Origin of the sequence: Psychrobacillus sp. FSL W7-1457 (genome assembly GCF_038593405.1) — a bacterium.
Classification (GTDB): Bacteria; Bacillota; Bacilli; order Bacillales_A; family Planococcaceae; genus Psychrobacillus.
Genome location: NZ_CP151993.1, coordinates 2,113,198 through 2,139,301, shown reverse-complemented (window position 1 = coordinate 2,139,301; position 26,104 = coordinate 2,113,198). Strand labels below are relative to the sequence as shown.

At 37.1% G+C, this 26,104-nt stretch carries 24 protein-coding genes; 20 read left to right on the top strand and 4 right to left on the bottom strand.

Annotated features, from left to right (window positions below; translation table 11 throughout):
* Positions 1-80 precede the first annotated feature (80 nt).
* The 6 genes from NSQ95_RS10400 to NSQ95_RS10375 all read left to right on the top strand — a co-directional run bounded on the left by NSQ95_RS10400 (position 81) and on the right by NSQ95_RS10375 (position 6,108).
* Positions 81-368, top strand: a complete 288-nt coding sequence (locus NSQ95_RS10400; RefSeq protein ID WP_340883315.1) for a transposase — start codon at positions 81-83, stop codon at positions 366-368.
* Positions 365-1,252: an IS3 family transposase gene (locus tag NSQ95_RS10395; RefSeq protein ID WP_340883316.1), complete on the top strand. Its 888-nt coding sequence runs from the start codon at positions 365-367 to the stop codon at positions 1,250-1,252. Before NSQ95_RS10400 ends, NSQ95_RS10395 begins: the two co-directional genes overlap by 4 nt.
* Positions 1,253-1,548: 296 nt before the next feature.
* Positions 1,549-1,917: a cupin gene (locus tag NSQ95_RS10390; protein ID WP_342559639.1), complete on the top strand. Its 369-nt coding sequence runs from the start codon at positions 1,549-1,551 to the stop codon at positions 1,915-1,917.
* On the top strand, positions 1,914-2,717 hold the full coding sequence (locus tag NSQ95_RS10385; protein ID WP_340883318.1) for an aminoglycoside adenylyltransferase domain-containing protein: 804 nt from the start codon (positions 1,914-1,916) through the stop codon (positions 2,715-2,717). The genes NSQ95_RS10390 and NSQ95_RS10385 overlap by 4 nt, the downstream gene beginning before the upstream one ends.
* Entirely contained in the window at positions 2,707-3,294 is a 588-nt protein-coding gene (locus tag NSQ95_RS10380) for a protein kinase (RefSeq protein WP_340883319.1), read from the top strand. Before NSQ95_RS10385 ends, NSQ95_RS10380 begins: the two co-directional genes overlap by 11 nt.
* 816 nt (positions 3,295-4,110) lie before the next feature.
* Positions 4,111-6,108, top strand: a complete 1,998-nt coding sequence (locus tag NSQ95_RS10375) for an AarF/UbiB family protein (protein WP_340883320.1) — start codon at positions 4,111-4,113, stop codon at positions 6,106-6,108.
* A 66-nt stretch (positions 6,109-6,174) separates the two neighbouring features.
* On the opposite strand, the gene NSQ95_RS10370 is transcribed toward NSQ95_RS10375, so the two are convergent.
* Positions 6,175-7,809 (bottom strand): ABC transporter substrate-binding protein, encoded by a 1,635-nt coding sequence (locus NSQ95_RS10370; RefSeq protein WP_340883321.1) that lies wholly within the window; start codon positions 7,807-7,809, stop codon positions 6,175-6,177.
* Between the two features lie 97 nt (positions 7,810-7,906).
* On the opposite strand from NSQ95_RS10370, the gene NSQ95_RS10365 reads away from it, so the two are divergent.
* The 7 genes from NSQ95_RS10365 (at position 7,907) to NSQ95_RS10335 (ending at position 15,027) form a co-directional block, all read left to right on the top strand.
* Positions 7,907-9,136, top strand: coding sequence for an MFS transporter (locus NSQ95_RS10365; protein ID WP_340883322.1), 1,230 nt, complete (start codon positions 7,907-7,909; stop codon positions 9,134-9,136).
* Between the two features lie 396 nt (positions 9,137-9,532).
* On the top strand, positions 9,533-10,582 hold the full coding sequence (locus NSQ95_RS10360) for a serine hydrolase domain-containing protein (protein WP_342559638.1): 1,050 nt from the start codon (positions 9,533-9,535) through the stop codon (positions 10,580-10,582).
* A complete protein-coding gene (locus NSQ95_RS10355) occupies positions 10,566-11,879 on the top strand; it encodes an extracellular solute-binding protein (RefSeq protein WP_340883324.1) in 1,314 nt (437 codons plus the stop codon). Before NSQ95_RS10360 ends, NSQ95_RS10355 begins: the two co-directional genes overlap by 17 nt.
* A gap of 22 nt (positions 11,880-11,901) precedes the next feature.
* Positions 11,902-12,843, top strand: coding sequence for a sugar ABC transporter permease (locus NSQ95_RS10350; RefSeq protein WP_340883325.1), 942 nt, complete (start codon positions 11,902-11,904; stop codon positions 12,841-12,843).
* A gap of 12 nt (positions 12,844-12,855) precedes the next feature.
* Complete coding sequence (locus tag NSQ95_RS10345) at positions 12,856-13,683, top strand: carbohydrate ABC transporter permease (RefSeq protein WP_340883326.1); 828 nt, start codon at positions 12,856-12,858, stop codon at positions 13,681-13,683.
* A gap of 378 nt (positions 13,684-14,061) precedes the next feature.
* Positions 14,062-14,475, top strand: a complete 414-nt coding sequence (locus NSQ95_RS10340; RefSeq protein WP_340883327.1) for a hypothetical protein — start codon at positions 14,062-14,064, stop codon at positions 14,473-14,475.
* 129 nt (positions 14,476-14,604) lie between these two features.
* Positions 14,605-15,027 (top strand): hypothetical protein, encoded by a 423-nt coding sequence (locus tag NSQ95_RS10335; protein ID WP_340883328.1) that lies wholly within the window; start codon positions 14,605-14,607, stop codon positions 15,025-15,027.
* Between the two features lie 185 nt (positions 15,028-15,212).
* Here NSQ95_RS10335 and NSQ95_RS10330 read toward each other — a convergent pair whose 3' ends face one another.
* On the bottom strand, positions 15,213-15,938 hold the full coding sequence (locus NSQ95_RS10330; RefSeq protein WP_340883329.1) for a hypothetical protein: 726 nt from the start codon (positions 15,936-15,938) through the stop codon (positions 15,213-15,215).
* A 73-nt stretch (positions 15,939-16,011) separates the two neighbouring features.
* Positions 16,012-16,638, bottom strand: a complete 627-nt coding sequence (locus NSQ95_RS10325; protein ID WP_342559637.1) for a zinc transporter family protein — start codon at positions 16,636-16,638, stop codon at positions 16,012-16,014.
* Positions 16,639-17,361: 723 nt separating this feature from the next.
* On the opposite strand from NSQ95_RS10325, the gene NSQ95_RS10320 reads away from it, so the two are divergent.
* From NSQ95_RS10320 to NSQ95_RS10305, 4 genes are read left to right on the top strand one after another with little or no spacing between them, the layout of a single operon-like run.
* Positions 17,362-19,008 carry a methylmalonyl-CoA mutase family protein gene (locus NSQ95_RS10320; RefSeq protein WP_340883331.1) on the top strand — a complete coding sequence of 549 codons (1,647 nt, stop codon included), beginning with the start codon at positions 17,362-17,364 and terminating at the stop codon, positions 19,006-19,008.
* The gene (scpA, locus tag NSQ95_RS10315; RefSeq protein WP_340883332.1) at positions 18,995-21,154 is read left to right on the top strand and encodes a methylmalonyl-CoA mutase; all 2,160 of its coding nucleotides are present in this window, start codon (positions 18,995-18,997) and stop codon (positions 21,152-21,154) included. Before NSQ95_RS10320 ends, scpA begins: the two co-directional genes overlap by 14 nt.
* Positions 21,154-22,245 (top strand): methylmalonyl Co-A mutase-associated GTPase MeaB, encoded by a 1,092-nt coding sequence (gene meaB / locus NSQ95_RS10310; RefSeq protein WP_340883333.1) that lies wholly within the window; start codon positions 21,154-21,156, stop codon positions 22,243-22,245. Before scpA ends, meaB begins: the two co-directional genes overlap by 1 nt.
* Positions 22,246-22,286: 41 nt before the next feature.
* Positions 22,287-22,727 (top strand): BrxA/BrxB family bacilliredoxin, encoded by a 441-nt coding sequence (locus NSQ95_RS10305; protein ID WP_340883334.1) that lies wholly within the window; start codon positions 22,287-22,289, stop codon positions 22,725-22,727.
* Between the two features lie 60 nt (positions 22,728-22,787).
* On the opposite strand, the gene prli42 is transcribed toward NSQ95_RS10305, so the two are convergent.
* A complete protein-coding gene (prli42, locus tag NSQ95_RS10300; protein ID WP_151109618.1) occupies positions 22,788-22,883 on the bottom strand; it encodes a stressosome-associated protein Prli42 in 96 nt (31 codons plus the stop codon).
* A gap of 130 nt (positions 22,884-23,013) precedes the next feature.
* Between prli42 and mce the strand changes: the two genes are divergently transcribed.
* Genes mce through NSQ95_RS10285 form a run of 3 tightly spaced genes read left to right on the top strand, consistent with a single transcriptional unit; the run spans position 23,014 to position 26,104 of the window.
* Positions 23,014-23,424, top strand: a complete 411-nt coding sequence (gene mce / locus NSQ95_RS10295) for a methylmalonyl-CoA epimerase (protein WP_169358197.1) — start codon at positions 23,014-23,016, stop codon at positions 23,422-23,424.
* Positions 23,425-23,427: 3 nt separating this feature from the next.
* On the top strand, positions 23,428-24,975 hold the full coding sequence (locus tag NSQ95_RS10290) for an acyl-CoA carboxylase subunit beta (protein ID WP_169358198.1): 1,548 nt from the start codon (positions 23,428-23,430) through the stop codon (positions 24,973-24,975).
* 16 nt (positions 24,976-24,991) lie between these two features.
* On the top strand, positions 24,992-26,104 hold the full coding sequence (locus NSQ95_RS10285) for a M20/M25/M40 family metallo-hydrolase (RefSeq protein ID WP_298468522.1): 1,113 nt from the start codon (positions 24,992-24,994) through the stop codon (positions 26,102-26,104).

Genomic DNA, 26,104 nt, shown 5'->3' with positions numbered 1-26,104 from the left:
ACAGTTAGAGATAGTATAAAAAGTAGACATGTTAAAACACGACCTTCATACTTATAGAAAATAAAGGGAGCGTGTTTATTATGATAAGGACAAGTAGAGAAATGCGTGATTATCTGGTGAAATTGGTAATCGAAGATGGAAGAAAGGCAACCGAATTAGGATATGAACATGGGATCAAGCCGCAAAGAATTCGTGCCTGGGTAAGGGCCTACAACAAGAAGCAGGAGCTTTCAAATAATGAACATCTCATCTCTTCTACAGAACTGAAAAGACGCATAGCAGAGCTAGAGAAGAACGAAAAAGAACTGAAGGAGGAAAATGAAATCTTAAAAAAGGCCATGCATGTCTTCGCCAAAGGCCACACGTGATATTTACGTTCATAGAGGAACATCAAAATGAGTTTCGCGTGGTGAAGATGTCTGAAGTTTTAAAGGTTTCAACTAGTGGTTATTACAAATGGTTGAGAGAAAAAGAGAAACGGAACAGAATTCAAGAGGAAAAAGAAGAAATCAACCAACTGATCCGAACCAGCTTCATTGAAAGTCATGGAACTTATGGCAGCCCGCGAATCGCAAAAGATTTGGAGGCGCAAGGTGTTCACGTGTGTGAGCGGACAATAGGGAAACGAATGAACGAGATGGGACTCCGTGCGACATCAGCGACCCCTTACGTGGTGACGACGGATTCCAATCACCAACATCCTATCTATCCAAATCTGCTTGAACGCAAATTCTTGGCGGAAGCACCTAATACCGTATGGGTAACAGATATAACGTATATCTGGACTATACAGGGGTGGTTATATCTGGCGAGCGTGATGGACCTTTTTTCACGAAAAATTATTGGCTGGAGTATTAGAGACAATATGAAAAAAGAATTACCCTTCGAAGCCCTCCAACAGGCAATTATGATAAGGGACCCAGGGGAAGGACTAATTCATCACTCGGACCGTGGATCGCAATATTGTTCGCAGGATTATACCGGATTATTGACCGAAAGAGAAATGAAGGGCAGCATGAGTCGCAAGGGAGATCCTTATGACAATGCCTGTATCGAGTCGTTCCATGCGACGATCAAGAAAGAGTTGATCTACCGCCATAAATGGGAGACGCGTGAGCAAGCAATCAAAGCGGTTGGGCATTATATTGACCAATTCTATAATACGAGAAGAAGGCATTCCACGTTGGGTTATGTGAGTCCTGTAGACTTTGAACAAGCGTTCAATAAAAGTTGTCTTTTGGCTGCAGGGTGAGAAAATCAGAGATGGTGGAAATAGGATAGGTATGGTTGTGACCTATCCTGTTTTCACCATCCCAGCAAGCGACAGCGCGGTAGTGGAAGAAAAAAAGTTGTGAATTAATTTGTCTACTTTCTTTACAGAAGACCACAGTAACAATTAAAAGGAACTAATGAGCTTTATTTAGAAATTGAATCAAGTCTAATAAACCCTTTGAAGGTAATAGAAACTTCAAAGGGTTTTATTGTGTTCTATAAGAAGGAAAATTTGTCTTTAGAATGGAATAAATGTAGTTATGGAGGAGTGCCAAAATGAAAATTTTACGTTTTGATCAACAGGTTGGACAGAAAATCCATCATTACAATTCAAATTTCATCATGTCTAAAGTAACTAAAATAGGGAGTGAGGCCGTAATAGGCTGTATGCACTTGGAGGAGAATGGTGTTATCGGATTTCATAAGGCTGTTATGCCCCAGCTATTATTAATTGTTAATGGAGAGGGATGGGTAACTGGTAATGAACAAACGAAGATACAGGTAAGAGCTGGAGATGCAGTTTTCTGGGAAAAGGGAGAGGGACACGAAACGATGACAGATACTTTATTAACTGCCATAGTGATAGAGGCAAAGGAATTGAAACCAGAGGAATTTATGCCATTGAAAGAGGTATCTAATCGATGAAGTGGGATGACGCTACAAATCAAGTCAAAGAATTTACCATACAAGTAATAGACGAAATTCAAACGGTGATAAAAGAAAATAGTGTCGGTTTTTATTTACACGGATCTCTAGCCTTAGGAGGGTTCAATCCGTTAAGTAGTGACATAGATTTAATGGTAGTGACAGAAAAAGCCTTATCATTACACGAAAAATTAACATTAACCGAGTTTTTTTTAAAGTCGTCTAACAAACCTTTCCCAATAGAAATTAGTTTTATGAATAGAAACCAGCTAGAAAAATGGGAGTATCCACCAGCCTATGATTATCATTATAGTGAGTACTGGAGAGAAAGATACGAAAAAAACAAAAAGCAATGGCTTATAGATGAGTATAGAGATGCTGATTTGGCTGCCCACATCACTATCATTAACTACAAAGGAATATGTCTTAGAGGTGAATCAATAGAGCATGTATTCCCGAATATTCCTATGACTGATTATATCGATTCAATTTTGGAAGACTATAGAGACTGTTTGAGTAACATTGAGAAAAAACCAGTTTATTGCATATTAAATATGCTAAGGGTATACCGTTATTTAAATGATGGTACTATTTTCTCGAAAATGGAGGCTGGTAAGTGGGGAGTAACATATTTACCTGAAAAGCATAGCCAGCTAGTGAATCTTGCCATAGACATCTATAAAGGGAAGAGGTCTGATTTACAGTTTAAGACGGAAATTTTAGTAGCATTTAAAGAGTATATAAAAGAAGAAGTAAACGCTTTACTAACCTTAAGGTCAGGTAGAATAGATGAAAATTAAAGATATATACATAGAGCTATGTGTAGAGGATAATTTTATCGGTATTGGTTCTACTCGCAAAGTATATAAATATAATGATATGGTGATTAAAAGATTTTTACATCCAATAGGATATAAACAAGGGATAAACGAGCAATATATGTATGATTTCTTGGAGAAAGAGAGCTTAGCAGAGCACGTAGCAAAGGTAACTTATTTAGATGAACAAATACTAATACAACCTTATTTTAAACCTTTACCATTGGAAAATGGGTGTTCGTATGAATTAGATCTTATCCATGATAGTCGTTTAACAGATGACCTGAAGCATGCAATTCATCTTATTGACTCAAAGTTAGATGGTTTTGACTTTTTGGATAGCAGAAATTACGGATTAAATGATAAAGGCAATTTAATATTAATTGATTATGGGATGACAAAACAACTGTATGAGAACGAATGGGTGCCCTTAGCAGAATCAGGTATATTACCGCAAATCTTTTATAATCAATGTGTAATCTGTGGCTTGAAAAAGGAGCTACGAATGTATGGCGATGGGGACTCAGACCACCGCTGTATTGAATGTGGAAAAGAATAATTCAGTATATAAACCTTCTATTAAAAACTTTAAAAAAACGGACAATAAACAAGCTTGGATGTACCATGTTTGTTTATTGTCCGTTTATTATTATTTCAAGTCTTCTGCTGGTAATGTATTGTGTAAGGAAGGAGGAGCTGGGCTTAAGACTGGCTTGGGAGGTAATTTTTACAGCTTTGTTAAAGTTATTGGTTGATTTTGACTAACCATTCTTTTTTATAGTGACTGTAAACATAAACAAAGGAACTTTCAATTGGCTATTAAGAACATAAATAGATGATGAAATTGGGGTTGGGTACAGTTTTACGGCTATGTTTATGCGAGTAAATTTATAAGCACTTATCGATGCATTAAAGCTGTTCCCATTTATTGATTGAAGCGCCAGACGGCGACTCCTACGGGATGAGTGAAACAGATAAGTCATCTCAACCAGCGCGTAAGCGATGGGTGATGGCTTATCGCTCACCCCGAGGAAAGCGGCCGGCTGGTGCGAAAAATCAATTTTACCCTCTGTTCTAAGATTTCTTTGCATCATCAATCAATCCTACCCTTCAACATAGCCTTTTAAAAGAAATATCCAACATGATACGAGGAAAATTAAGGCAATATGATAGCATATCACCTAAGATCTTTAAAAAACAATTAAGGGTTTACTCGAAAAATGAAAAAGAGATTTCTCTTTCATTTATTGAATTCATATAAATAATTGAATTGTAATATTATTCTCTATTAAAAATTTAATCAATAATAAGATTAATAATAAGTAGAAAAGGGGAATGTATAACTAAATAGAAAGAAAAGATAGGGGGGACTTTTTTGATATATGTAAAATTAATTGGACAAATAATCTTAATTTCTTTATTTATTTATTATGTGAGTGGCAAATTAATGGGTTCTCAAATAAACTTTATGAAAAGAGTGCTTTCTGTATTTATAAGCTTAGTATTTACGCTATTTGTGTACTGGTATTCATATTTACAGAGCGTTGATGTTTTTTCGGAGAACTTTGCTTATTCATTTATGGATGTGAGCACTATTATATGGATTGGTAGCATGCTATTAATATCCATGCTGTTATATTTGTTCTTTGAGCTATTTAGTCCAATGGATTCAGGAGAGCGAAAAGAAAGTGGAATAAAACCTAGGCCGTTTCTTTTGAGGATAAGAAATCAATGGAGAGGGCAAAAAAGGATGCGACAAGTCATCCAAATTGCTGTGAAAAATGGTATTTCAAGAGCAATGAAATACTCAAGGTACAGAAATAATGATCATGAAATGGCTATTGCTTTTCGGAATACGTTGGAGCAGGCTGGTGGAATATTTATTAAATTTGGTCAGGTGCTTTCCACTCGTCGAGATCTATTTTCTCCAGTATTTATCAAAGAGTTAGAAAAGCTACAGCAAAACGTAGAACCTTTGAAGGAATCAGAAGTAAAATCTATACTTGAAAAGTCTTTGCCCTATAAAATGGAGGATATGTTCTCGTATTTTGACATGATTCCAGTAGCTTCTGCATCAATTGGTCAAGTACATAAAGCCATCTTAAAGGATAATAACCAACAGGTTGTTGTTAAGCTTTTGCGACCTGATGTTAAAAGTATGATAAGAGATGATTTAAATATATTGCTAGAGTTTGTTCGATGGCTAACAGATAAATCATCTTGGGCTGCACGACTCGGCCTTTGTGAGCTAGCCTTAGGATTTGCACAAAATTTGAAGGAAGAAGTAAATTTCGAAATCGAAAAAAGAAATGTTTTACAAATAAAAAAAGCGCTAGAGGAGAGTAAATACGAAGTTAAGATTCCTCATGTTTATGCTGAGCTTAGTAATGACTGTATCATCGTTTTTGAACATGCATACGGTCAGAGTGTCGCGAACGGGGATTCTTTGTTTCAATCACTGAATATCGATCGTGAGCAATTTGCTCGCACAGTTTTATATTCCTTTTTTGATCAAATATTAAATTCAGGGATATTCCATGCCGACCCTCACCCTGGGAACATATTCATCGATAAAGCAGATGGAACGCCAATATTGCTAGACTTTGGTGCTGTTGGTAGATTGGCAGAGCCCCAACAAGAAGGTATGAAGATATTTTTAATGGGGATTCAACATAATGATGCCGACATGCTTTATGATGCGATTACTTTACTTGTAGAAGATCACGAGCATATAGATCGGGTAAAAATGGAACAGGCGCTTTCGCAAATCCTTCTTCGCATATCGTATGTGGAACAAATACCAACGGAAGAACTAATTCAAGCCTTCTTTAAAGTCGTTAGAGATTTTGGACTATCTTTTTATCCTTCGGTTGGTATAGCTTTACGTTCTATTGTTACGCTAGAGGGCACTTTACATTTAGTTCAACCAAATTTTGATATTTTTACAGAAGCAAAGGAATATTCTTCACATTACTTGAGTTCTCTCTTTAAGAAACCTTTCAGAGATCCAGGTGCTACAAAAGAGCGACTAGAGGAAGAATTCGCTTTAATGATTCCAGCTTTACGAAAAATTCCAAGACGAGTGGATAAGCTAGTTCAAAAAGTGGAAAGTGGAAAAATAATATTACACCATGATATCTTTTCCGACAAAAATAATGCTGAATTCGTAACCAATCTATTTTCTCGTTTTATATTATTACTAGTTGGAATCACTTTTGGAATTATCTCTTCTTCACTACTAGCTATTGCTCAATTCATTGATGCTGTTTATGCAGTCTATTTAAATGCTGCTGCCTTTGTTGGGCTATTTCTGTGTGCAGTGTTATTAGTGCGACTATCAATACAAGCGATTCGTTTAATGAAAAGACGTTAATTATTGACTGAAGACAAACTAAAAGTTGTCTTCAGTTTTTTTTTAAAAGTATAAAACCATCATTCCTTAATCTAATGGAATATTAGGCTTTACCCATAGTTTAGAATAATCCACATAACCAAAGTGCTTTATCTTAATGTTCATTAAGTCTGATGAAAAAGGGATTTGCCGTTTCGAATAGTATAAAGGACAAACCAATGAATCTTCTATGAGCATACGATCCATTTCGTTATTGAGAGCTGTCCATTTATCAAATGGAGTAATGGGATATTCTTTTAATTTGGTTTGATATTTCTTTTGTCCTTTTAATACAGCAGCTAATGGGGAATAGCCATTCATAAGAAAATGAAAAAATGAATAATTTTGATTCATCTCAAAGATTTCTCCATGTATATATAAGTCAGCCTCAGGATTTAATTCCCTATTTAATAGATTGTCTTTAAAGGAGACTGTGATAATATCAACGGGAATGCCATTCTTAGTAAGTATTTCTTTTAACCAGTGTGAAGAGTTGTTAGTGTATTTTACTAGTTTTAATACAATAGGTTTCTTGAACTTCGGTCGAGGTATGTTATGTAATTCATATGGTGTACTTATTCCAATTAAGCATCCTTCTTCATTAGGTAAAAGTCTGTCATCCGCCGTATTTATCTCGTGCCGGTATTTCGAAATAATGTAATGAAGATAGTGTCTTTGGTCTATATCTAATTGAGGACTAATCAAAACTACTCCAAAGCCTGAGTCACTTTCGATGGGAAAATAGGTTTGCTGATTGGAGGACGTGCGATATACATTTTCGAAATCCTCTGGAACTTGAATAAACTCTATTGTATCTAAAAGAGGTCTTTCGCCGTAAAAGTCTTTAAATGCGACTAATGTAGTAATGGATGGACCATTTTCCTCCACATAGTAGCAGCCTGTCCCATAAACAAAGTCTAAATGCTCCTTATAAATACTGGCATTCATGCTACCTAAAAGCTGCAAGCAGTAGCTACAACCTGCCGGATATGTAATATCAACTATTAGAGGAGTAATTGCCTCTATTTGTTTAATTGGCTCGCAGAGCAAACGAAATTGCTGATTATTTTTAAGTTTCCGAAGGCAATATACTACATCCTCTGCAGTGAGGATGGAACCGTCATGAAAAGCAATATCTTTTTTTAGGTAAAGACGAAGCTTCGAGTCTGTCATATCCCAGCTATGACTAAGCTCTGGAGATACTATTCCGCTTTCATCAACAGAAACTAGACGATTGTATACCGTAGCAACAATATTAGCACTATTTGCGTCTGCTGCTTTTAGTGGGTGAAGTGTGAGAAAAGGATTTTTCCTTGGAACAATAAGCTTATCGTTTATTTGTTGCTCAAAGCCAATTTTGTTTCGGAACTTTTTCATTAGTCTTTGGCGACATTCTGTCGACCAATCAAACATTAAGTATTTGCTGCTTATTTCTGCACTTTCATGTTCTAAAATCTGCATGACTTGCTCCTCGAAACAAGCCTCAACATTTTTTAACCACGTTAACTGTGAGGAATTCCCTCTTCCTTTACCAGAAATAAATTTAATCCATCCCTCTGAAGACCATCTTTGTAAATATCGTTTTGTTTGCTTAGTGCTGAAGCCTATTATAGTTGCAATTTCTTCCTGCTTTATGTTGCCAGAGGGAACAGTGTTCCAAAGGGTTAATAATGAACGATCCATGTCATACACCTCTATAAGTGGACAACTTTAGTCTATTTGTCCATTTTTATATTAAAAAGTCTAGTTTAATATACTAAATACAGAGGAGGAGTACAACATGAAATGGAAAAACTACCCACAAAATATTAAAGTTCGATTAATAACATCTTTTTTTAATAGAGCAGTTTCATCGGCTGTTATGCCTTTTATGGCATTGTTCTTTGCTCAAGAGATGAGCAAAGTATGGGCTGGTTTATTTTTAATAGGTACAGTATGTGTAAGTTTTTTAATCAGCCTAATTGGAGGTTATATTTCGGACCGTTTACCAAGAAAGGGTTTATTAGTAATTACATCTCTCTTAAGTGGGTGTATGTTCGTTTGCATGACCATTAGCTTGCTACCTAAATCTAATATCATTTGGATGTTCGCAACCGCTTATACGCTATATATTATTACAAGCAGTTTAGGGAGGCCTGCTATGCATGCAATCATCATCGATTCTACTTCTCCTGATAATCGAAAAGAAGTATATGCGCTGGATTACTGGCTTACCAATTTGTCTATGGCTATAGGGGCTGCATTAGGAGGATTGCTATATTTAAACCATCAGATTGAATTGTTTACGTTACTCTCTTTTACATCTTTATGCCTTCCGATCGCATATAAAATTTGGTTGGTGGATGGACATAATAAGCTTTTAGAAAAGCAGCACAAAAATGTTTTTGTTGATCTCATACATAATTATAAAATTGCCTTTCAAGATAAACCGTTCGTCCAAGTAGTCGTTGGGTCCATGTTCATTTTTGCTGCCGAGTTTTCTTTAAACAGCTATATAGGTGTAAGGCTAGCGGAAACTTTTGAGTCGGTCCAAATAGGAGACTTCGAGCTTGCCGGAGTTAGAATGCTAAGTTTACTTAATATAGAAAACATGCTTTTAGTAGTTTGTTTGACTTTTTTCATCAATAAAATAACGGATCGTTTTAGCAATAAGCATGTATTACTAGTAGGTCTAGCCTTATATAGTATTGGATACATAACGATAACATCTGCCAATACATGGTATATACTTATATGCTTTAATTTAATAGCTACGGTTGGTGAGTTAATATATTCCCCTGTAAGAAATGCCGAGCAAGCAAATATGATACCCGCAGACAAAAGGGGATCTTACTCCGCATTTTCCAACTTTTCATTTAGCGGGGCAGACTTAATCGCTCGCTCCACGATTATTATCGGGGCATTTTTAATACCGACCATGATGTCAGTATATATTGGAGTTATCCTTATGATTGGAATCGGTTTATTATATGCAGGGTTATTCGTAAGGAAACTAGTCGTAGTTGTATAAACTACTTTTCGTCTGTTTATTCTTGAAAATATTTGTTTAAAAGTCTTGGAGTAAATGAAGAGGCTGGAACATAATTAGTCTCCCTTATGGGTGTGTGGAATAGACATGCCCTCAGGAAAGCGTCCGCTGAAGCGGAGAATAACGATTAAGAAGTAGTAAAAAAGCCTTGAAAATTTTACAAACAGTAAAATTTCAGGGCTTTTGAACTTCTTAGGTGTGATTAACCAAGCCCCTTTTTAAAATTTGGATGCTGGTGCTTTCTGTATCTGGCTGACACGTCCCGCAATTCTACCCATTTAAAATAATATTTTAAAAATTCAATTGTTTCTTATAATGTTATTTTATATACTGTAATTAATAATTATCAGAAAATTAAATTTAATGGAGGAGGGAATTATGCTAAGGAATATTATAAATGAATACTTAGTAGCTAAGAAGATACCGGGAGGCGTTATTCATGTTCAGCAAGGCGATGTAGTGCTATATAGGGACAGCTTTGGATCTTTCGTTACGAATACTGGTGAAGTAAAGGAAATCACAATGGAAACTGTTTTTGATATCGCATCCTTAACCAAAGTAGTTGCAACGTTGCCAGCCACGCTAGTTTTGCTAGACAAAGAACGGTTATCTCTAGAGGATTCTGTTCAGAAGTATATTCCACATTTCCGATATCCAAATATTAATATTGAAAACCTTCTTTATCATAATAGTGGTCTACCTGCAGATTTATCCCCGCCAGTAAAAAGAGGAGAGAATCGAGATATTTTAGAAGAGATACTTAGTGTCGATCCAATTTTCAAACCAGGAAAAACAGTAGTTTATAGCGATTTAGGGATGATTTTGTTAGGGAAAATTATTGAGGAGGTGTCGGTAGAGTCTTTCGATAAATTTGTAGAGAGGGAAGTTCTCATACCAATGGGGATGAAGAATACGACATTTAATCCAAAAGAAGAAGTTAGAAGTCTTATAGCATCAACTGAATATATGAACGGGAGCTATGTTCAAGGGGTAGTACACGATGAAAAAGCATATATGTTAAATGGGGTATCAGGTAGTGCAGGATTATTCTCGTGTTTAGATGACCTTGTTCAATACGTGCATTACTGGTTACATCCATCTGAACAAACTGTATTTAATCCTGCATGGTTACAAGACTGTCATCAAAAACTTTTTAAACACAGGGGCCTAGGCTTTGAAGTATGGAATGGCAAAGATGCCGAAGTTACAATCAGTACTAACTGGCCCATTGGCTCATTTGGGCATACAGGCTTTACTGGAACTTCCATATGGATGGACCCAAAAGAAAAACTATTTGTGGTGCTGTTAACTAATGCTATACATTATGGGAGGGATGTACCAAAGAAAGAGTTTAGACTGGGGATTCATGAAAGCGTTTACGAGATGTTTATAAAAAAGGGGAGTAATAACTATGAAAAGTTGGATTAAAAATGGTCTATCTATTTTTTTGATTATTTTAGTTACCTTCATTATAGCGGCTTGTTCAGATGATAAAGAAAATAGTTCGTCCTCACCTGGCTCGGATAGAGATGGAGACAAAGTTGCCACATCAGGAGAAAAGGAAACAGTAAACTTAACCATTGGAAGCTGGAGAACAGAGGATGTTTCGAAATATGAGAAAGTAATCGCACTTTTTAACGAAACACACCCGGAAATACAAGTAGATTTTAACCCGACTAAAAATACAGAATACAATACAGTGTTAAATACTGCACTTCAAGCAGGAGAGGGACCTGACATTTTTCATTTAAGACCTTATGGTGCAGGATTAAAGCTAGTGGATGCTGGATTTGTAGAGCCGATTAGTGATTTAGAAGGGTTAGGTCAGTATTCAGATGAATTTCTAGCTGCATCTCGAGGTGCTGACGGAGAGCAATACGGGGTTCCCCTAAATATTAGTTCCACTCAATTCTTCTATAATAAAAAGATATTTGCAGACCAAGGAATTGAAATTCCTACTACATGGGATGAGTTTATAGAAGTGAATGAGAAGCTATTAGAAGCCGGAGTGACGCCTATTGCAATGGGAACTAAAGAAGGTTGGTTGTTGTCGTTAACCCATGGAATAGTTGGAGCAGGGGTTGTTGATGGAAATACCTTTGCAGAAAAGCTTATCAAAGGAGAAACGGATTTTACTGATTCGGCATTTAAAGAGTCCATTCAAGTAATGAATGACTTAAAGAAATACTTCCCAAAAAACTCTGAGGGACTAGGAATGGATGATATCCGCACGATGTTTGCAATGGAGCAGGCAGCGATGTTCCCACTTGGGAGCTGGGAAATTCCAGTAGTGAATGATTTAAACGGAGACTTGGATTATGGGTATTTTGCAATGCCGTCTAAGCAAGGAAATCAAACAGTAACCTCGTGGGTTGATGGTTCATTTGCGATAAATGCAAATTCTAAAAACAAAGAAGCAGCTAAGGTGTTTCTTCAGTTTTTAACAACAAAAGAATTTGGAGAACTTTTTGTGAAAGAATTTAATATGATTAGTGCAATTCCTGGTATCAGTTCAGAAGATGAGCTTCTTAGTGAGCTAAGTAAAGCGGTAGAAACAAGTTCAACCCCGTATTATTGGGTTATTAATTTTACAGGTGGAGATCCTACTACAAAAACTGTTTTAGAAACAGAATTACAAGGAATGTACCTTGGCGAGGTTACACCAGAGGAAGTAGCGGATAAGGTGCAAAAAAGTGCAGAATCCTGGTTTTCCCCCTTTCAATAAATAAGTAAGGAGGCTGTGATTTATGTCAGAACAAACAGCTCCAGTAAAACGTTCAAAGAAGGGGAAAGGGTGGACTATCCACCTTTTCCCCATCCCTATATTAATCATTTATGGGATGTTTGTACTCTATCCTATACTAGCAGCACTATCATATAGCTTCTTCTCCTTTAAAGGATTCACAAGAGATTCCTTTGTTGGTTTGGATAACTTTGTCACTCTCTTTACTACCGAGCCTTATGGGTCCATGTTTAGGAATGCTTTTTCCCATAATGTCCTTTATTTTTGCGTACAAATGGTTGTCATGAATGGCCTTGCGTTTCTTTTAGCTTTTATAGTCTATAAAAAAGTAAAAGGTGCTGAATTTTTCAAAGTAGCTTTTTTCTTACCGCGGTTATTATCAGTTATTGTAGTTGGTTTCTTGTGGAAGCTAATCTTAAATCCTAACTTTGGTACACTCAATCTTATTTTAGGAAAGCTTGGTTTAGAAAATCTACAAAGAGCATGGTTGGGTGAGCCAGAAACCGCTTTAATTTCTATTATTCTAGTAAACTGTTGGTTCGGCTTGGGCTTTGGTGTACTAATATTTTTAGCTGGTTTCCAAAGTATCCCTGGCGAACTCATCGAAGCTGCAAGACTGGATGGAGCAAAGGGGACCTCCATGTTACGAAAGATATACATCCCATTAATGATTCCATCTATTTTGATTATGACGGTTTTGACCTTTATTCAATCCTTCGAAGCATTTGAGCTCGTTTATGCTATGCAGGGCTCGATGGGAGAACCATATTACTCAACAGATACAATGGCAGTATTTTTTTACCGACTTGCCTTTGGTAGCTCCACTGCTTCTAGTTCATCGGCAATTGGACTTGGCTCCGCACTTGCGACCGTTTTATTTTTCTTCATATTAATATGTACAATGATCTTCCTAAAGTTTATGAATAAAAAAGAAGTACAAATGTAAGAGGTGAATAGTATGGAGAAAAATACAATTTGGACCAGGCCGTTTTATTATATTATTATGTTCGGAGTTGCTACCGTCAGCTTATATCCAATTTTTTTAATGTTTATGTCCTCTTTTAAATCTAGTTCGGAGATATTCAAGAATCCCTTAGGATTACCTACAAGCTTTAGTCTAGATACGTACAGAACGTTATTAAATAAGATTCCATTTGACCAATATTTTTATAATAGTGTCATGGTGAGCGTTACTTCTGTAGTTCTAGTCGTGTTATTTTGTTCTTTGGCTGCATTTTATATTGCTCGATTTGACTTTAGTTGGAATAATGCGATTTTCTTTTTGTTTTTGCTAGGAATGATGATTCCGATAAAGCTTGGGATAGTTCCGTTATTTATCTTAATGCGTGATCTAGGCCTTATCAATTCTTTATGGTCTTTAATACTTATGAATATAGCTACTGGTGCCCCTATTACAATGCTTATTTTAACAGGCTTTTTTAAAACGTTACCGATGGAACTCGAGGAGGCGGCAAGGATGGATGGGGCTGGGAACCTTCGTACCCTTTGGCATGTACTTCTTCCACTTATGCGACCTGCTTTAGGAACAGTTATCATTATCAACTTTATAGCTGCTTGGAATGACTTTTTCTTCCCGCTAATATTTATAACTGAAAAGGCAAAAATGACGATTCCGGTTGGTATGCTTTCCCTTTTTGGGGAGCATTCTGCTGACTGGGGCTCTTTGTTTGCAGGGCTAACATTAGCTTCATTGCCTATGATGGTTCTTTTTCTTCTTGCATCGAAGCAGTTTATGGAAGGGCTAACGGCAGGAGCGGTTAAATGATTGGACACAGATTAAAAAGGCAGGCAAGGAGATAAAAAGATTGATGTAGAAGTAAGATAGCTTTTGGTAAAAGGATTCTCCTTGATTCCAAAAATAGCGAAACCTCTCCTCTATAAGAAGAGCTTCATCATATTACTGAATTTCCTCGTGAGGCACATCTCTCGGGGTTTTTTGATGATTATAGAAAATATCGCGTCTTCATATGCAGACTAATACATTTCTATGCGTAGAAAAATCAGTCATACCGCAATCGACATTCCGAAATTCTAATAAATATCCCTTTGTACTAACAGTCAGGGAGATGGCGAATGTTTTATAGAAGTTAATCGTATATATAAAGATAAGTGTATGATTTTTGTAGATAAGGAAGTGTTAAAGGTGAAACTAATTTCTAAATCACCTTCCTCTAAGAATGGGAAAAAGTTATTTTTATTACTACTTATTTTTGCAATAGTTCTTAGCACCGTTTGGTTACTTAAAAGTGGCAACAGCACTAATGTCTCGGGAGATTTAACTGAAAGTATCCATATTGCTGCAAGTTCTCTGCTGAAGGAAGACCCCACTATTTCTGAGTTCACAATTGACACGATAAAGCTAAGTCATAAAAACAAAGAGTCAGAAGAGGTATATATAATAACTTTCTCCATTAAACCTACAGATCCAACAAATTTTATACTGACAGGAGGAGGGATTAAGGGCGAAAATGGGTGGATCAATGAAAAAGTGAATTATGTAACGGTCAAGGATAACGAGACGCTAGTATTCAGCGCTACACCTATGGAGGGGCATTAAAATAGGAAAAGTAAAAACAGTGTGGGCTTCTGGGGTTTAAGATTCAGACTACTAGAGTTGTTGCCTTGCCAAGATCATCGATTGTTATTTATGTAAATTACGATTACTTTTATGAAAGGGGAGCTAGCCTTGAAGCTAATCTCAACTACGCCATATCAAAAAATCTTAATGCTTAAATTATCTTTTTTGATTCTTTGTTTTCTTTTAGTTATGGCTGTTCCTTTTTGGTTTTTCTTTTTAAGGGGAGGTTCAGCAGAAGATGAGCTAAGAGAACGAATTACCGATACAGCAACGGAGAATTTGAAAAATGATGACATGGTAACCGAATTTACTTTAGATGATTTAGAGCTAAGCTATACAAATGATGCTTCTGAAGACGTATATAGATTAGAATTCTCAGTTAAGAGCATAAATCCAGATAGTTTTATATTAGCTGGAAGAGGTGTAAAAGGAGAAGACGGATGGGTCCATCAGCTTGAAAATTATGTGACAGTCAGAAATGATAAAAGCTTAGTATTTAGCACCATTCCCGAAGAGCAAGATCCACATTAAATAAATATCGGAAGTTGCCAAAAAAGTAGTACTTGTCCTTCTTTTTAACTTCTATAGGAACAATTTAGATGAGATGTAAAATGAACGCTAAACTCATTTTTTCTATTTTTTACAGCAGTTCATAAATTTAATTAGTAATAGCCAGCATTAGATTTAATTGTGGATTTCAAGTTAGCTGGATGTAACTATCGAGTTGGGCTAGAGAATTTAAGCTGATTACTATTTATCTCCTTTACCCATTGACTATCATTCCAAATAGTTGGGTTGTCAATCGTTTCGTTTTCTCCTCGAACCATAAAATCATAAGTATCCTTACCACCTGTATACCAATCAACAATGACCAGCTGATCATTTTCATTACGCACTAGAAATTCAGTGGCTTCCCCAAAGCTACCTTGATTATGTTTGATTTCTGCAGGTAAGTGTAAATAGAGAAAGCCTCCATCCTCATCGTTCGTATACTCCACTTCCCAATCTACATCACGAGTGGCAATACCCACACTTTGTACAAAGTCATCTGTAAGCTTAATCGTGAAATACAAGTCAAATTGGGATTGAATCTTCTTTTGTGTATAATGTACAAGGTTTTCATTATTCATAAAAGCATTCAATTCAATATCCGTACCATTCCATACCGCCTTATAATAGTCGGTCAGAGCTCTTGCGCACATTTCATAAGCATTTTTTGCATCCTGAATAGATAGCTCCCCTTTGTTTTTTACTTCATACTGAGGAGGGCCTTCTACATTCTGTTCTGTGCCGGGTGCAATTGCAGAGGCTAATTCACTAAGTGTGCTGGTACTATCTGAGACTTCATATATATTTTTTTCGCTATTATCATTTGTTTTAACTGGACTACACCCTACTAATACAAGTACAGTTACGATGGTCAACACTGAGAATTTAGTCATAACAACAACTCCTTTACTATTAGACGGTGGTTACTTAACGAAAGTCACATATATTTTTAATTTATTACGATTTTCATTTACCTCTAAAAAAAGGATCAATAAATTCTTTTAAGCTGATTGTGCCAATAAGGTATATAGAGACCCCCATAAAAACCCCTTGAATTCTAGTTGAGACAATCAGGTGTTCCCCAATCCAAATGAAAGAAATAAAACAAATGGAGAGAGAAAGAAAACAAATCATTAAGCCTATGATTTTCTTTTTATAAAGCAGAAAAACTGTTGTAAGAGCAAACCCTTCTGGAATATGATGCAGGACTGTAGAAGCAGTGATAGATAAAGGGAACGAATCATTATGAAGTAACGAGCCAATGGTCAGACTTAAGGGAATCGTATGTAAAAATAGTCCAATAATCAGAGGACTTATGGTACTCGTTTCATCTTTTGCAGCGTGTCGATGTGGAATTAATAAGCTAAACAAGTAATAACCGCAAATGAATCCTAAAAATAACCCTAGTTTTTCAAAGGACTCGAGAGCTTCTGGAACAATTTCAAATACCAATAAACCGATTAATAATAATCCACATAACAACCCGAATATTTTTTCATATTTTTGGTGAAGTATCCCATAAACCATATAAGCAGCTATACATCCTATCGAAAGGCTAAGAAATAAAATAAAGCCTAAAAAGATTACTGTCATTGTTGACCTCTTTCGATTTAAAGTTTTACATTAATTTGAGTTAAATTCATAATTAAAAATGTGATATACCTTTTTACATAGACAGATATTTAATAATCAGTCTTTTTTTAAAGGCTATGTTAAAGGATAGGGTTGATTTATGATATAAAGAAATCTTAAATCAGAGAGTAGAATTGATTTTTCGCACCAGTCGGACGCTTTCCTCGGGGTGAGCGATAAGTCATCACCCACGCTTACGCGCGTGGTTGTGATGTCTTATCTGTCTCACTCATCCCGTAGGAGTCGCCGTCTTGTGCTCCAATCAATAAATGGGAATGGCTTTCCTTTATCGATAAAGCGCTAATAAGTTTACTCGCATAATCAAAGCTAAAAAACTGTCACCAACCCCAATTTCATCATCTTTTTATGTTCTTACTAGCCATTTGAAAGTTCCTTTGTTTATGTTTACAGTCACTATAAAAAAGAATTGTTAATCAAAATTAAAATCAACCAATAACTTTAACAAAGCTTTTTTAAATAATTATAGGAATAGAGAAATGTATTCAATTATTGTTTTATTTTCAAATTATATGTTCGAACGCTTATGCACAGAAGAGAATCGGACTGTTTAGGAAATTATCCTTAATATACTGATAAGTCATTAAATCACTTTATTACCTTGAAGTACTCATGTAGAATAGATATATAACAATAATTATATAAGGGGGAAGCGAAAGCGTTCATATGACTATAAACGACATGAAGCAAACCAAATTTAATGAAGCAAGCTTTACGGAATGGGAGCAGGCTGCAGTAAAATCATTAAAAGGTAAATCGTTAGAATCTTTAGAAACTAAGACATTAGAAGAAATTATGTTGAAACCGCTTTACACATTAGCGGATTTGAAAAATATCCCCGTCGAACAAACTAAAACAGTAAGAGAAAGTAAAGAATCAGCAAGCTGGAAGGTTGCACAGCAATCAGTAGGATTAACATCAGAGGAAATCCTATCTGATCTGAATGAAAGCCTTTCCAAAGGAAATAATGTCATTAATTATAAAGTAGAGATTGACCATAAGTGGAGTGATTTACAGCTTGAGGAGTTGAAGGAGCTTTTCCAACAACATGAGGTTTTACTTGATGTAAAAAATGATCCAAGTTTCTTAAAACACTTTAATCATGTAAATGGTTCTATAATCGGAGCAGAAGAAGATTTTAAAGGAGCTCGTACATTACATTTAGATGGCTCCAAGTTACATAAGGCTGGTGGGGATGCAATTAGTGAATTAGCTAGCGTATTAGTGCAAGCGGATACATTTGTGCATCTTAATGGTATCGAGAAAGTAGAAGGAAATGCATTTGTACAATTTTCAGTAGACACTAATTTCTTTATGGAAATAGCAAAGCTGAGAGCTTTTAGAATACTTTGGAAGGCGTTTGGAGAAGCATTTGGTAAAGAAAATGTGAAGGCTATACCAGTTTATGCAGAAACATCTCTCCGGTCTTTCTCAGCACTTGATGAAACAGTAAACTTATTGCGTGCTGGGAACAGTACATTGTCTTGTGTATTGGGTGGTGCAGATTTTGTAAGTGCATATCCATATAATTATTTAACTGGCACAACGGCAACTTCTAACCGTATTGCTCGCAATATGCAACTTGTATTAAAGGAAGAAACACATATTCAACGTGTAATCGATGCAGCTGGAGGCTCTTTTTATATTGAGTCATTGACTAAACAGCTTGTTGAGAAGGCTTGGACATATTTTATTGAGCTTATGAAGGATAGTTCCCCAGAATCGAGAGAAAGTATGCTGCTTCAACGAGCTCAAGAGAAATGGGAGCTACAGTTAAAGGCAGTGTCATCTCGAAAAAAATCTCTAATCGGTACGAATAACTATGCTAACCCCGACGATGTAATAGAAAATCCGGTTAAACATACGGACTACAAACGTTTAGCAGAACCTTTTGAAGACCTACGAAAAGCTTTTAAACAGTTTCCACTTAAGGCTGCCATTCTTCCTTATGGTGTTTTAAAAGAGTATAAGCCTAGAATGGACTATATTAATGGCTTTTTGAATGCGATTGGAATTACTCCCGTCCTTGCAGAAGCCAATTTAAAGCCATTTGATTTACAGCAGTGGATCGAGAATGACAATATTCAATATGCTGTTTTTGTAGGTAATGATGACCAAACAGCTGGACTAGTACCTGCTCTTTTGAATGAAAAGCTTTCCGTGCCATTAGATGTAGCAGGGAAGTTCGAGGAGTATGAGGATTGGTTAGAAGCAGGGCTCTCTGGTTCTATTTATGCAGGACAGTCTCTTCTTATAAAAGGAAAAGAATTACTGGCACTAGCTCAGAAGGAGGGTTCACATGACAACGCCTAATTATGAAGCTGTTTCTATAGAAGAAGTATTAAAAAAGGCTGGAAATAAAGTAGACAGTCAACATGGTTCCTTTATGTCTAATGAAGGAATCGAATTAAAGTCACAATACATGACGGAAGATCTAAAAAATGTAAACCATATAAATGATCTGCCAGGAATAGCTCCCAATACACGTGGACCTTATCCAACAATGTATGTGTCGAAGCCTTGGACCGTTCGACAATATGCAGGTTTTTCTACAGCAGAAGAAAGTAATGCATTTTATAGAAGAAATCTAGCAATGGGTCAAAAAGGTCTGTCTGTAGCTTTCGATTTGGCTACACATAGAGGATATGATTCTGATCATGAGCGAGTAACAGGCGATGTCGGCAAAGCTGGTGTTGCAATTGACTCAGTGGAGGACATGAAAATCCTTTTTGATGGTATACCGTTAGATCAAATGTCTGTTTCCATGACCATGAACGGCGCAGTATTACCTATTATGGCATTTTACATTGTTACAGCAGAAGAGCAAGGTGTTACACCGGAACAGCTTGCAGGAACGATCCAAAATGATATTTTAAAAGAATATATGGTACGTAACACGTATATTTATACACCGGAAATGTCTATGAAAATAATTGCTGACATTTTTGCATATACAGCGCAGCACATGCCAAAGTTTAATTCCATTTCTATTTCTGGTTACCATATGCAGGAGGCAGGAGCAACAGCTGATATCGAGTTAGCCTATACACTTGCTGATGGATTAGAATACGTACGTACAGGCATAAACGCAGGAATTGAAATAGACTCATTTGCTCCTCGACTGTCGTTCTTCTGGGCAATTGGTATGAACTATTTCATGGAAGTAGCAAAAATGAGAGCAGCACGAAGAATTTGGGCTCAGATGATGAAGAGCTTTGACCCTAAAAACCCTAAATCTCTAGCTCTACGTACTCACTCGCAAACTTCTGGATGGAGCTTAACAGAGCAAGATCCTTTTAACAACGTGACTCGTACTCTTGTAGAGGCAAATGCAGCAGCAATGGGACACACTCAATCCCTGCATACAAATGCTTTAGATGAAGCGATTGCACTTCCAACAGACTTTTCCGCTAGAATTGCAAGAAATACACAGCTTTTCTTACAGGAAGAAACAAACATGACAAAGGTAATTGATCCATGGGGCGGTTCTTATTATGTAGAAACGTTAACAAATGAATTGATGGAGAAGGCATGGACTTTAATAGAAGAAATTGAAGAATTAGGCGGAATGGCAAAAGCGATTGAAACTGGGTTACCAAAGATGAAAATAGAGGAAGCCGCTGCCAAAAAACAAGCCCAAATAGATTCTTCAAAAGAGATTATCATTGGGGTGAACAAATACCGTCTTGAGCAAGAGGATGCCATCGACATCTTAAATATTGACAATACAGTAGTTCGTCAAAAACAAATGGAACGCTTGGAACGTGTTAAGGCTAATAGAGATGAAAAAGCTGTTCAAGAAGCCTTATCAGCATTAACTGAGGCTGCTAAAACGGGTAATGAAAACCTTCTAGCTGCAGCAGTAAATGCCGCTCGCCAAAGAGCGACTATAGGGGAAATATCAGATGCAATAGAGGTTGTGGCAGGTAGACATAAGGCGGTGATTCGCTCAGTGAGTGGAGTATATAGTGCTAATTTTAGTGACGCAGAAGAAATAGATTCTGTTAAGCAAATGGCAGAGGATTTTAAAGAAAATGAGGGTAGACGTCCTCGAATTTTAATCGCAAAAATGGGGCAGGATGGACATGACCGTGGTGCTAAAGTAATTGCTACTGCATTTGCTGACTTAGGTTTTGATGTTGATATTAGTCCACTATTCCAAACTCCTGCAGAAACAGCTCAGCAGGCAGTTGAAAATGATGTCCATGTAATTGGAGTTAGCTCGCTTGCAGCTGGGCATATGACCCTAGTACCAGCTTTGAAAGAAGAACTTGCGAAACTTGGTCGTGAGGATATTTTAATCGTTGTTGGTGGTGTTATCCCAGCACAGGATTATGCTTTCTTACGCGAAAATGGAGCTTCTGCTATATTTGGTCCTGGTACTGTTATTCCGGTCGCAGCTCAAAAAGTTATCGAGGAAATTTATAAGCGACTTGGCTACGAGGAAGTGGAAGGCTAATGGCAGATGAGGAAAAGGTAACCTCTTCTTTACATGTCAAGAGCGGTGTAACATCTCAGCACGACGGTATGGGAAGGTCTTCGGTTAAAAAATTTACAAAGAAGACTACTCTTTCTATAGATACTGAATCGTATAGTTATGAGATTAAACAGGGCTCTCGACTTCATTTGGCCAAAGCGATTACTTTTATTGAAAGCACTACCTCTGAGCAACAAACGATAGGTCAACAACTTTTGAAACAATTGTTACCTCACACTGGTAATAGTATTCGCATAGGCATAACTGGGGTGCCTGGAGTAGGAAAAAGTACGTTCATTGAGGCCTTTGGAAAAATGCTATGTAATTCTGGGCATAAGGTAGCCGTGCTGGCAATTGATCCAAGTTCATCCCTTACCGGCGGAAGCATATTAGGGGACAAGACTAGGATGGAAGAGCTGGCAAAGCATCCAAACGCTTTTATACGTCCTTCACCTTCTGCAGGTACACTGGGAGGCGTGCATAAAAAGTCTAGGGAGACCATGCTGCTATGTGAGGCTGCTGGATATGACGTCATATTAGTAGAAACAGTAGGAGTCGGTCAAAGTGAGACTATCGTTAGGGGAATGGTAGACTTTTTCTTACTTCTTGCCTTGACGGGTGCAGGTGATGAATTACAAGGAATGAAAAAAGGAATTATGGAGCTAGCAGATGCAATCGTCGTCAACAAGGCAGATGGCGCTAATGAAGCCTTAGCCAAAAAAACGGTAGCTGAATATAAACAAATATTACATTTTCTAGCTCCCTCTGCTCCCAATTGGACAACCCCAGCGCTTGCGGTATCCTCCTTACATGACCGAGGTCTAGACAAGGTGTGGGAGACAATTAAGAGCTTCGAAGAAAAAATGAATTACCAGCATTTTTGGCAAAAGAGAAGAAAAGAACAAACGATTGATTGGTTTAAATCAATGATTGTAGATCGATTGTATGATGACTTTTTTGCCTCAATTGAAAGAAAGCAGACGATGAAACAGTTAGAACAACAAGTAAGAGAAGAAAAAATCACTGTTTCTGATGCTATTCAGGAGTTATTTTCCTCGAATTCATATAAATAATCTGATAAACTTAGTTTGAATTGAAAAAGGAGAGCTGTCAAATGAATATGGATTTTAACTTATTAATGAACGATATGATTATACAAGCGCGTAGTGAAATGGAAAACAGTGGCTATGAACAATTAACTACTCCTGAAGAAGTAGAAGCTGCTTTCGCTAGAAAAGGTACAACTCTAGTAATGATCAACTCTGTTTGTGGATGTGCTGGCGGCATCGCTCGTCCTGCAGCTGCAAATGCTGTACATTATGACAAACGTCCTGATCATTTAGTCACTGTATTTGCTGGTCAAGACAAATTAGCTACACAACAAGCCCGTAATATGTTCGGAGATGATCATTTACCTTCATCCCCGTCATTTGTAATGTTAAAAGATGGCCAAGCAGTAGCAGAAATAGGTCGTCATGAAATTGAAGGGCATGCCCCAACCTCTGTCATTACACACCTTCAAGGTTTATTCGAAGAGTATTGCGAGGAAGTATAATCTACAAAAAAACAGCGGAAGCATAAATTGCTACCCGCTGTTTTTACATTCATTTATTTCTTATAATACGAAGCTTAGACCGAACAATAATGTGGACATTACCATGACAAATATCATGAGATATACAATAATCTTACGAAATGTTTGATTGCGCATTAAATTCTCTCCTTTTGCTTGTACTCCTATTTTATCAAAATTGAAAAAATGCACAAGAGGTAGAGATTTTTTTTTGTAATATATGTACAATAGTATAGTGAATAGTCAAACAATAGAGGATGTGCAAACAATGGAAAAGGTAGACCATATCGGAATTGCTGTAAAAAGCTTAGAAAACTCTTTACCATACTATACTGAAATTTTAGGCTTGAAACTTATACATATTGAGGAAGTAGAATCCGAAAAAGTAAGAGTAGCTTTTATCGACAGCGGAAATGTCAAACTAGAGTTACTGGAACCAATTGATGAGACTAGTACAATTCACGCCTTCATCGAAAAAAAGGGTGAAGGAATTCATCATGTCGCCTTCGGAGTGAAAAATATTCAGGAGCGACTAGATGAGTTAAAGGAAAAGGGAGTTCGTTTAATACAAGAGACTCCTAAAATTGGGGCAGGAGGAGCTGAGGTTGCTTTCATTCACCCTAAATCTTCTGGTGGAGTTTTATATGAACTATGCGATAAATCAAGGGGAGCGAAATAACTAATGGATATCTACGAAAAAATTAATGATCTATATGACCGTAAACGTAAAGTGGAATTAGGTGGAGGAGACGAAAGAATAGAAAAACAGCATGAAAAAGGGAAGCTGACTGCTAGAGAAAGAATCGAACTGCTAGTAGATGAAGGTTCTTTTGTTGAGTTGAATCCATTTATAAAACATCGTACGGTTGACTTTGGCATGGACAAGCAAGAGGGGCCAGGGGACGGTGTTGTTACAGGATACGGAAAAGTAAATGGACGAGCTATATATCTATTTTCACAAGACTTTACTGTTTTCGGCGGGGCACTAGGAGAGATGCACGCACTTAAAATTTCTAACGTGATGGACTTGGCTGCTAAAAACGGTGCTCCGTTCATAGGTCTAAATGATTCAGGCGGTGCACGTATTCAAGAAGGCGTTGTTTCTTTAGATGGATATGGACAAATTTTCTACCGTAATGCTATATACTCCGGTGTTATTCCACAAATATCTGTTATTCTCGGACCTTGTGCGGGTGGAGCGGTTTACTCCCCAGCTATTACAGACTTTGTGTTTATGACAGATGAAACAAGCCAAATGTTTATTACAGGCCCTAAGGTAATTGAAACAGTTACAGGTGAGAAGATATCTTCAGAAGATCTTGGAGGTTCCAAAGTACATAATACTATTAGTGGTAATGCACACTTCCGCGGTAAAACAGAAGAAGAAGTGTTACAAAGTGTAAGACAGCTGTTGAGCTACCTTCCACAAAGCTTTGAGGAAAAACCACCAGTTCTAGAGCCATTAGAAGAAGACGATGACCGCCCAGATTTAGCAGACATCGTACCTTTTGAAGCAATTCGTCCATATGATATTCGTAAGGTAATTGATCAGGTCGTTGACAAGGATTCATTTATGGAGGTTCATAAAGAGTTTGCAAAGAATATAGTAGTAGGCTTAGCTCGTATTAAAGGAGAGGTTGTAGGATTAATCTGTAACCAACCGAAAGTTATGGCTGGTGGACTAGATATCGACTCGTCTGATAAGGCGGCTAGGTTCATTCGCTTCTGTGATTCCTTCAATATTCCATTAATCACGTTTGAAGATGTAACTGGCTTCTTCCCAGGTATAAAACAAGAGCATGGTGGTATTATACGACACGGTGCAAAGATTTTATTCGCTTATTCGGAAGCGACAGTTCCAAAAATGACTGTTATTTTACGTAAAGCATATGGCGGAGCATATGTGGCGCTTAACTCTAAGTCTATCGGAGCAGATCTAGTTTTTGCTTGGCCAAATGCAGAAATTGCGGTTATGGGACCACAGGGGGCAGCTAATATTATTTTTGCGAGAGAAATTGCCTCTAGCGATAATCCTGAACAGGTTCGTGCTGAAAAGATTGAAGAGTATCGTGAAAAATTTGCAAATCCATATGTAGCAGCTTCCATGGGGATGGTCGATGATGTTATTGATCCGAGAGAGACTCGCATCAAGTTAATCCAAGGGCTAGAGATGATGCGTAACAAAAAAGAAACTAGACCTAAGAAAAAGCACGGGAATATCCCATTATAAAGGAGTCTTTTACAAGATGAATCGTTTAATAGAAGAATTTTTTGAGTTAGTGAAGATAGATTCTGAAACAAAGCATGAGCAAGTAATTGCACCAATTTTAAAGAATAAGCTCGAGCAGCTTGGTTTTTCAGTTCTGGAAGATGATTCAGCACAGAGAACTGGACATGGAGCTGGTAATTTAATCGCTACTTTGAAGGGGAATAAGTCTTCGGCAGATAGCATCTACTTTACTACTCATATGGATACGGTTGTGCCAGGTAAGGGAATCCAACCAGTTATTAAAGAAGATGGCTATATTTACTCAGATGGCACAACTATATTAGGTGCTGATGATAAAGCAGGGATTGCAGCATTATTCGAAGCAATACGTCGTTTAAAAGAGCAGTCCATCGAGCATGGAGATATACAAGTTGTCATAACTGCTGGAGAAGAAAGTGGCCTAGTTGGAGCTAAGGAAATGGACCCTTCCTTGCTAACTGCTACCTACGGTTATGCAATAGACAGTGATGGAGAAGTAGGCGGTATTGTTACCGCTGCACCTTATCAAGCAAAGCTTTGGACTACCATTACTGGAAAAACTGCACATGCCGGTGTTGCTCCTGAAAAAGGTGTTTCAGCTATTACATTAGCTGCCAAAGGAATCGCAGCTATGAAATTAGGTAGAATCGATTATGAAACAACTGCTAATATAGGTCGCTTCGAGGGTGGTCAGGCAACAAATATTGTTTGCGACACTGTTCATATTTTATCAGAGGCTCGTTCTATCGATAAAGAAAAGCTAGATGCACAGGTTGAGCATATGGTAAATACATTTGCAGAAAAAGCAGAGCAATTCGGTGGAAAAGCTACTACGGAAACTAAATTAATGTATCCTGGCTTCCGTTTTGAAGAAAATCATCAAGTCGTACAGGTTGCAAAGCGTGCGGTTGAAAATATAGGAAGAAAAGCCGATATAAAAACAAGCGGTGGTGGTAGCGATGCCAATGTAATAGCTGGATTTGGTGTACCAACAGTAATTCTTTCAGTCGGTTATGAGGAAATCCATACCACAAACGAAAGAATGCCAGTGGAGGAACTTGAAAAACTAGCAGATTTACTTGTAGAAATCGTAAAGGTTGCCGCAGAATAA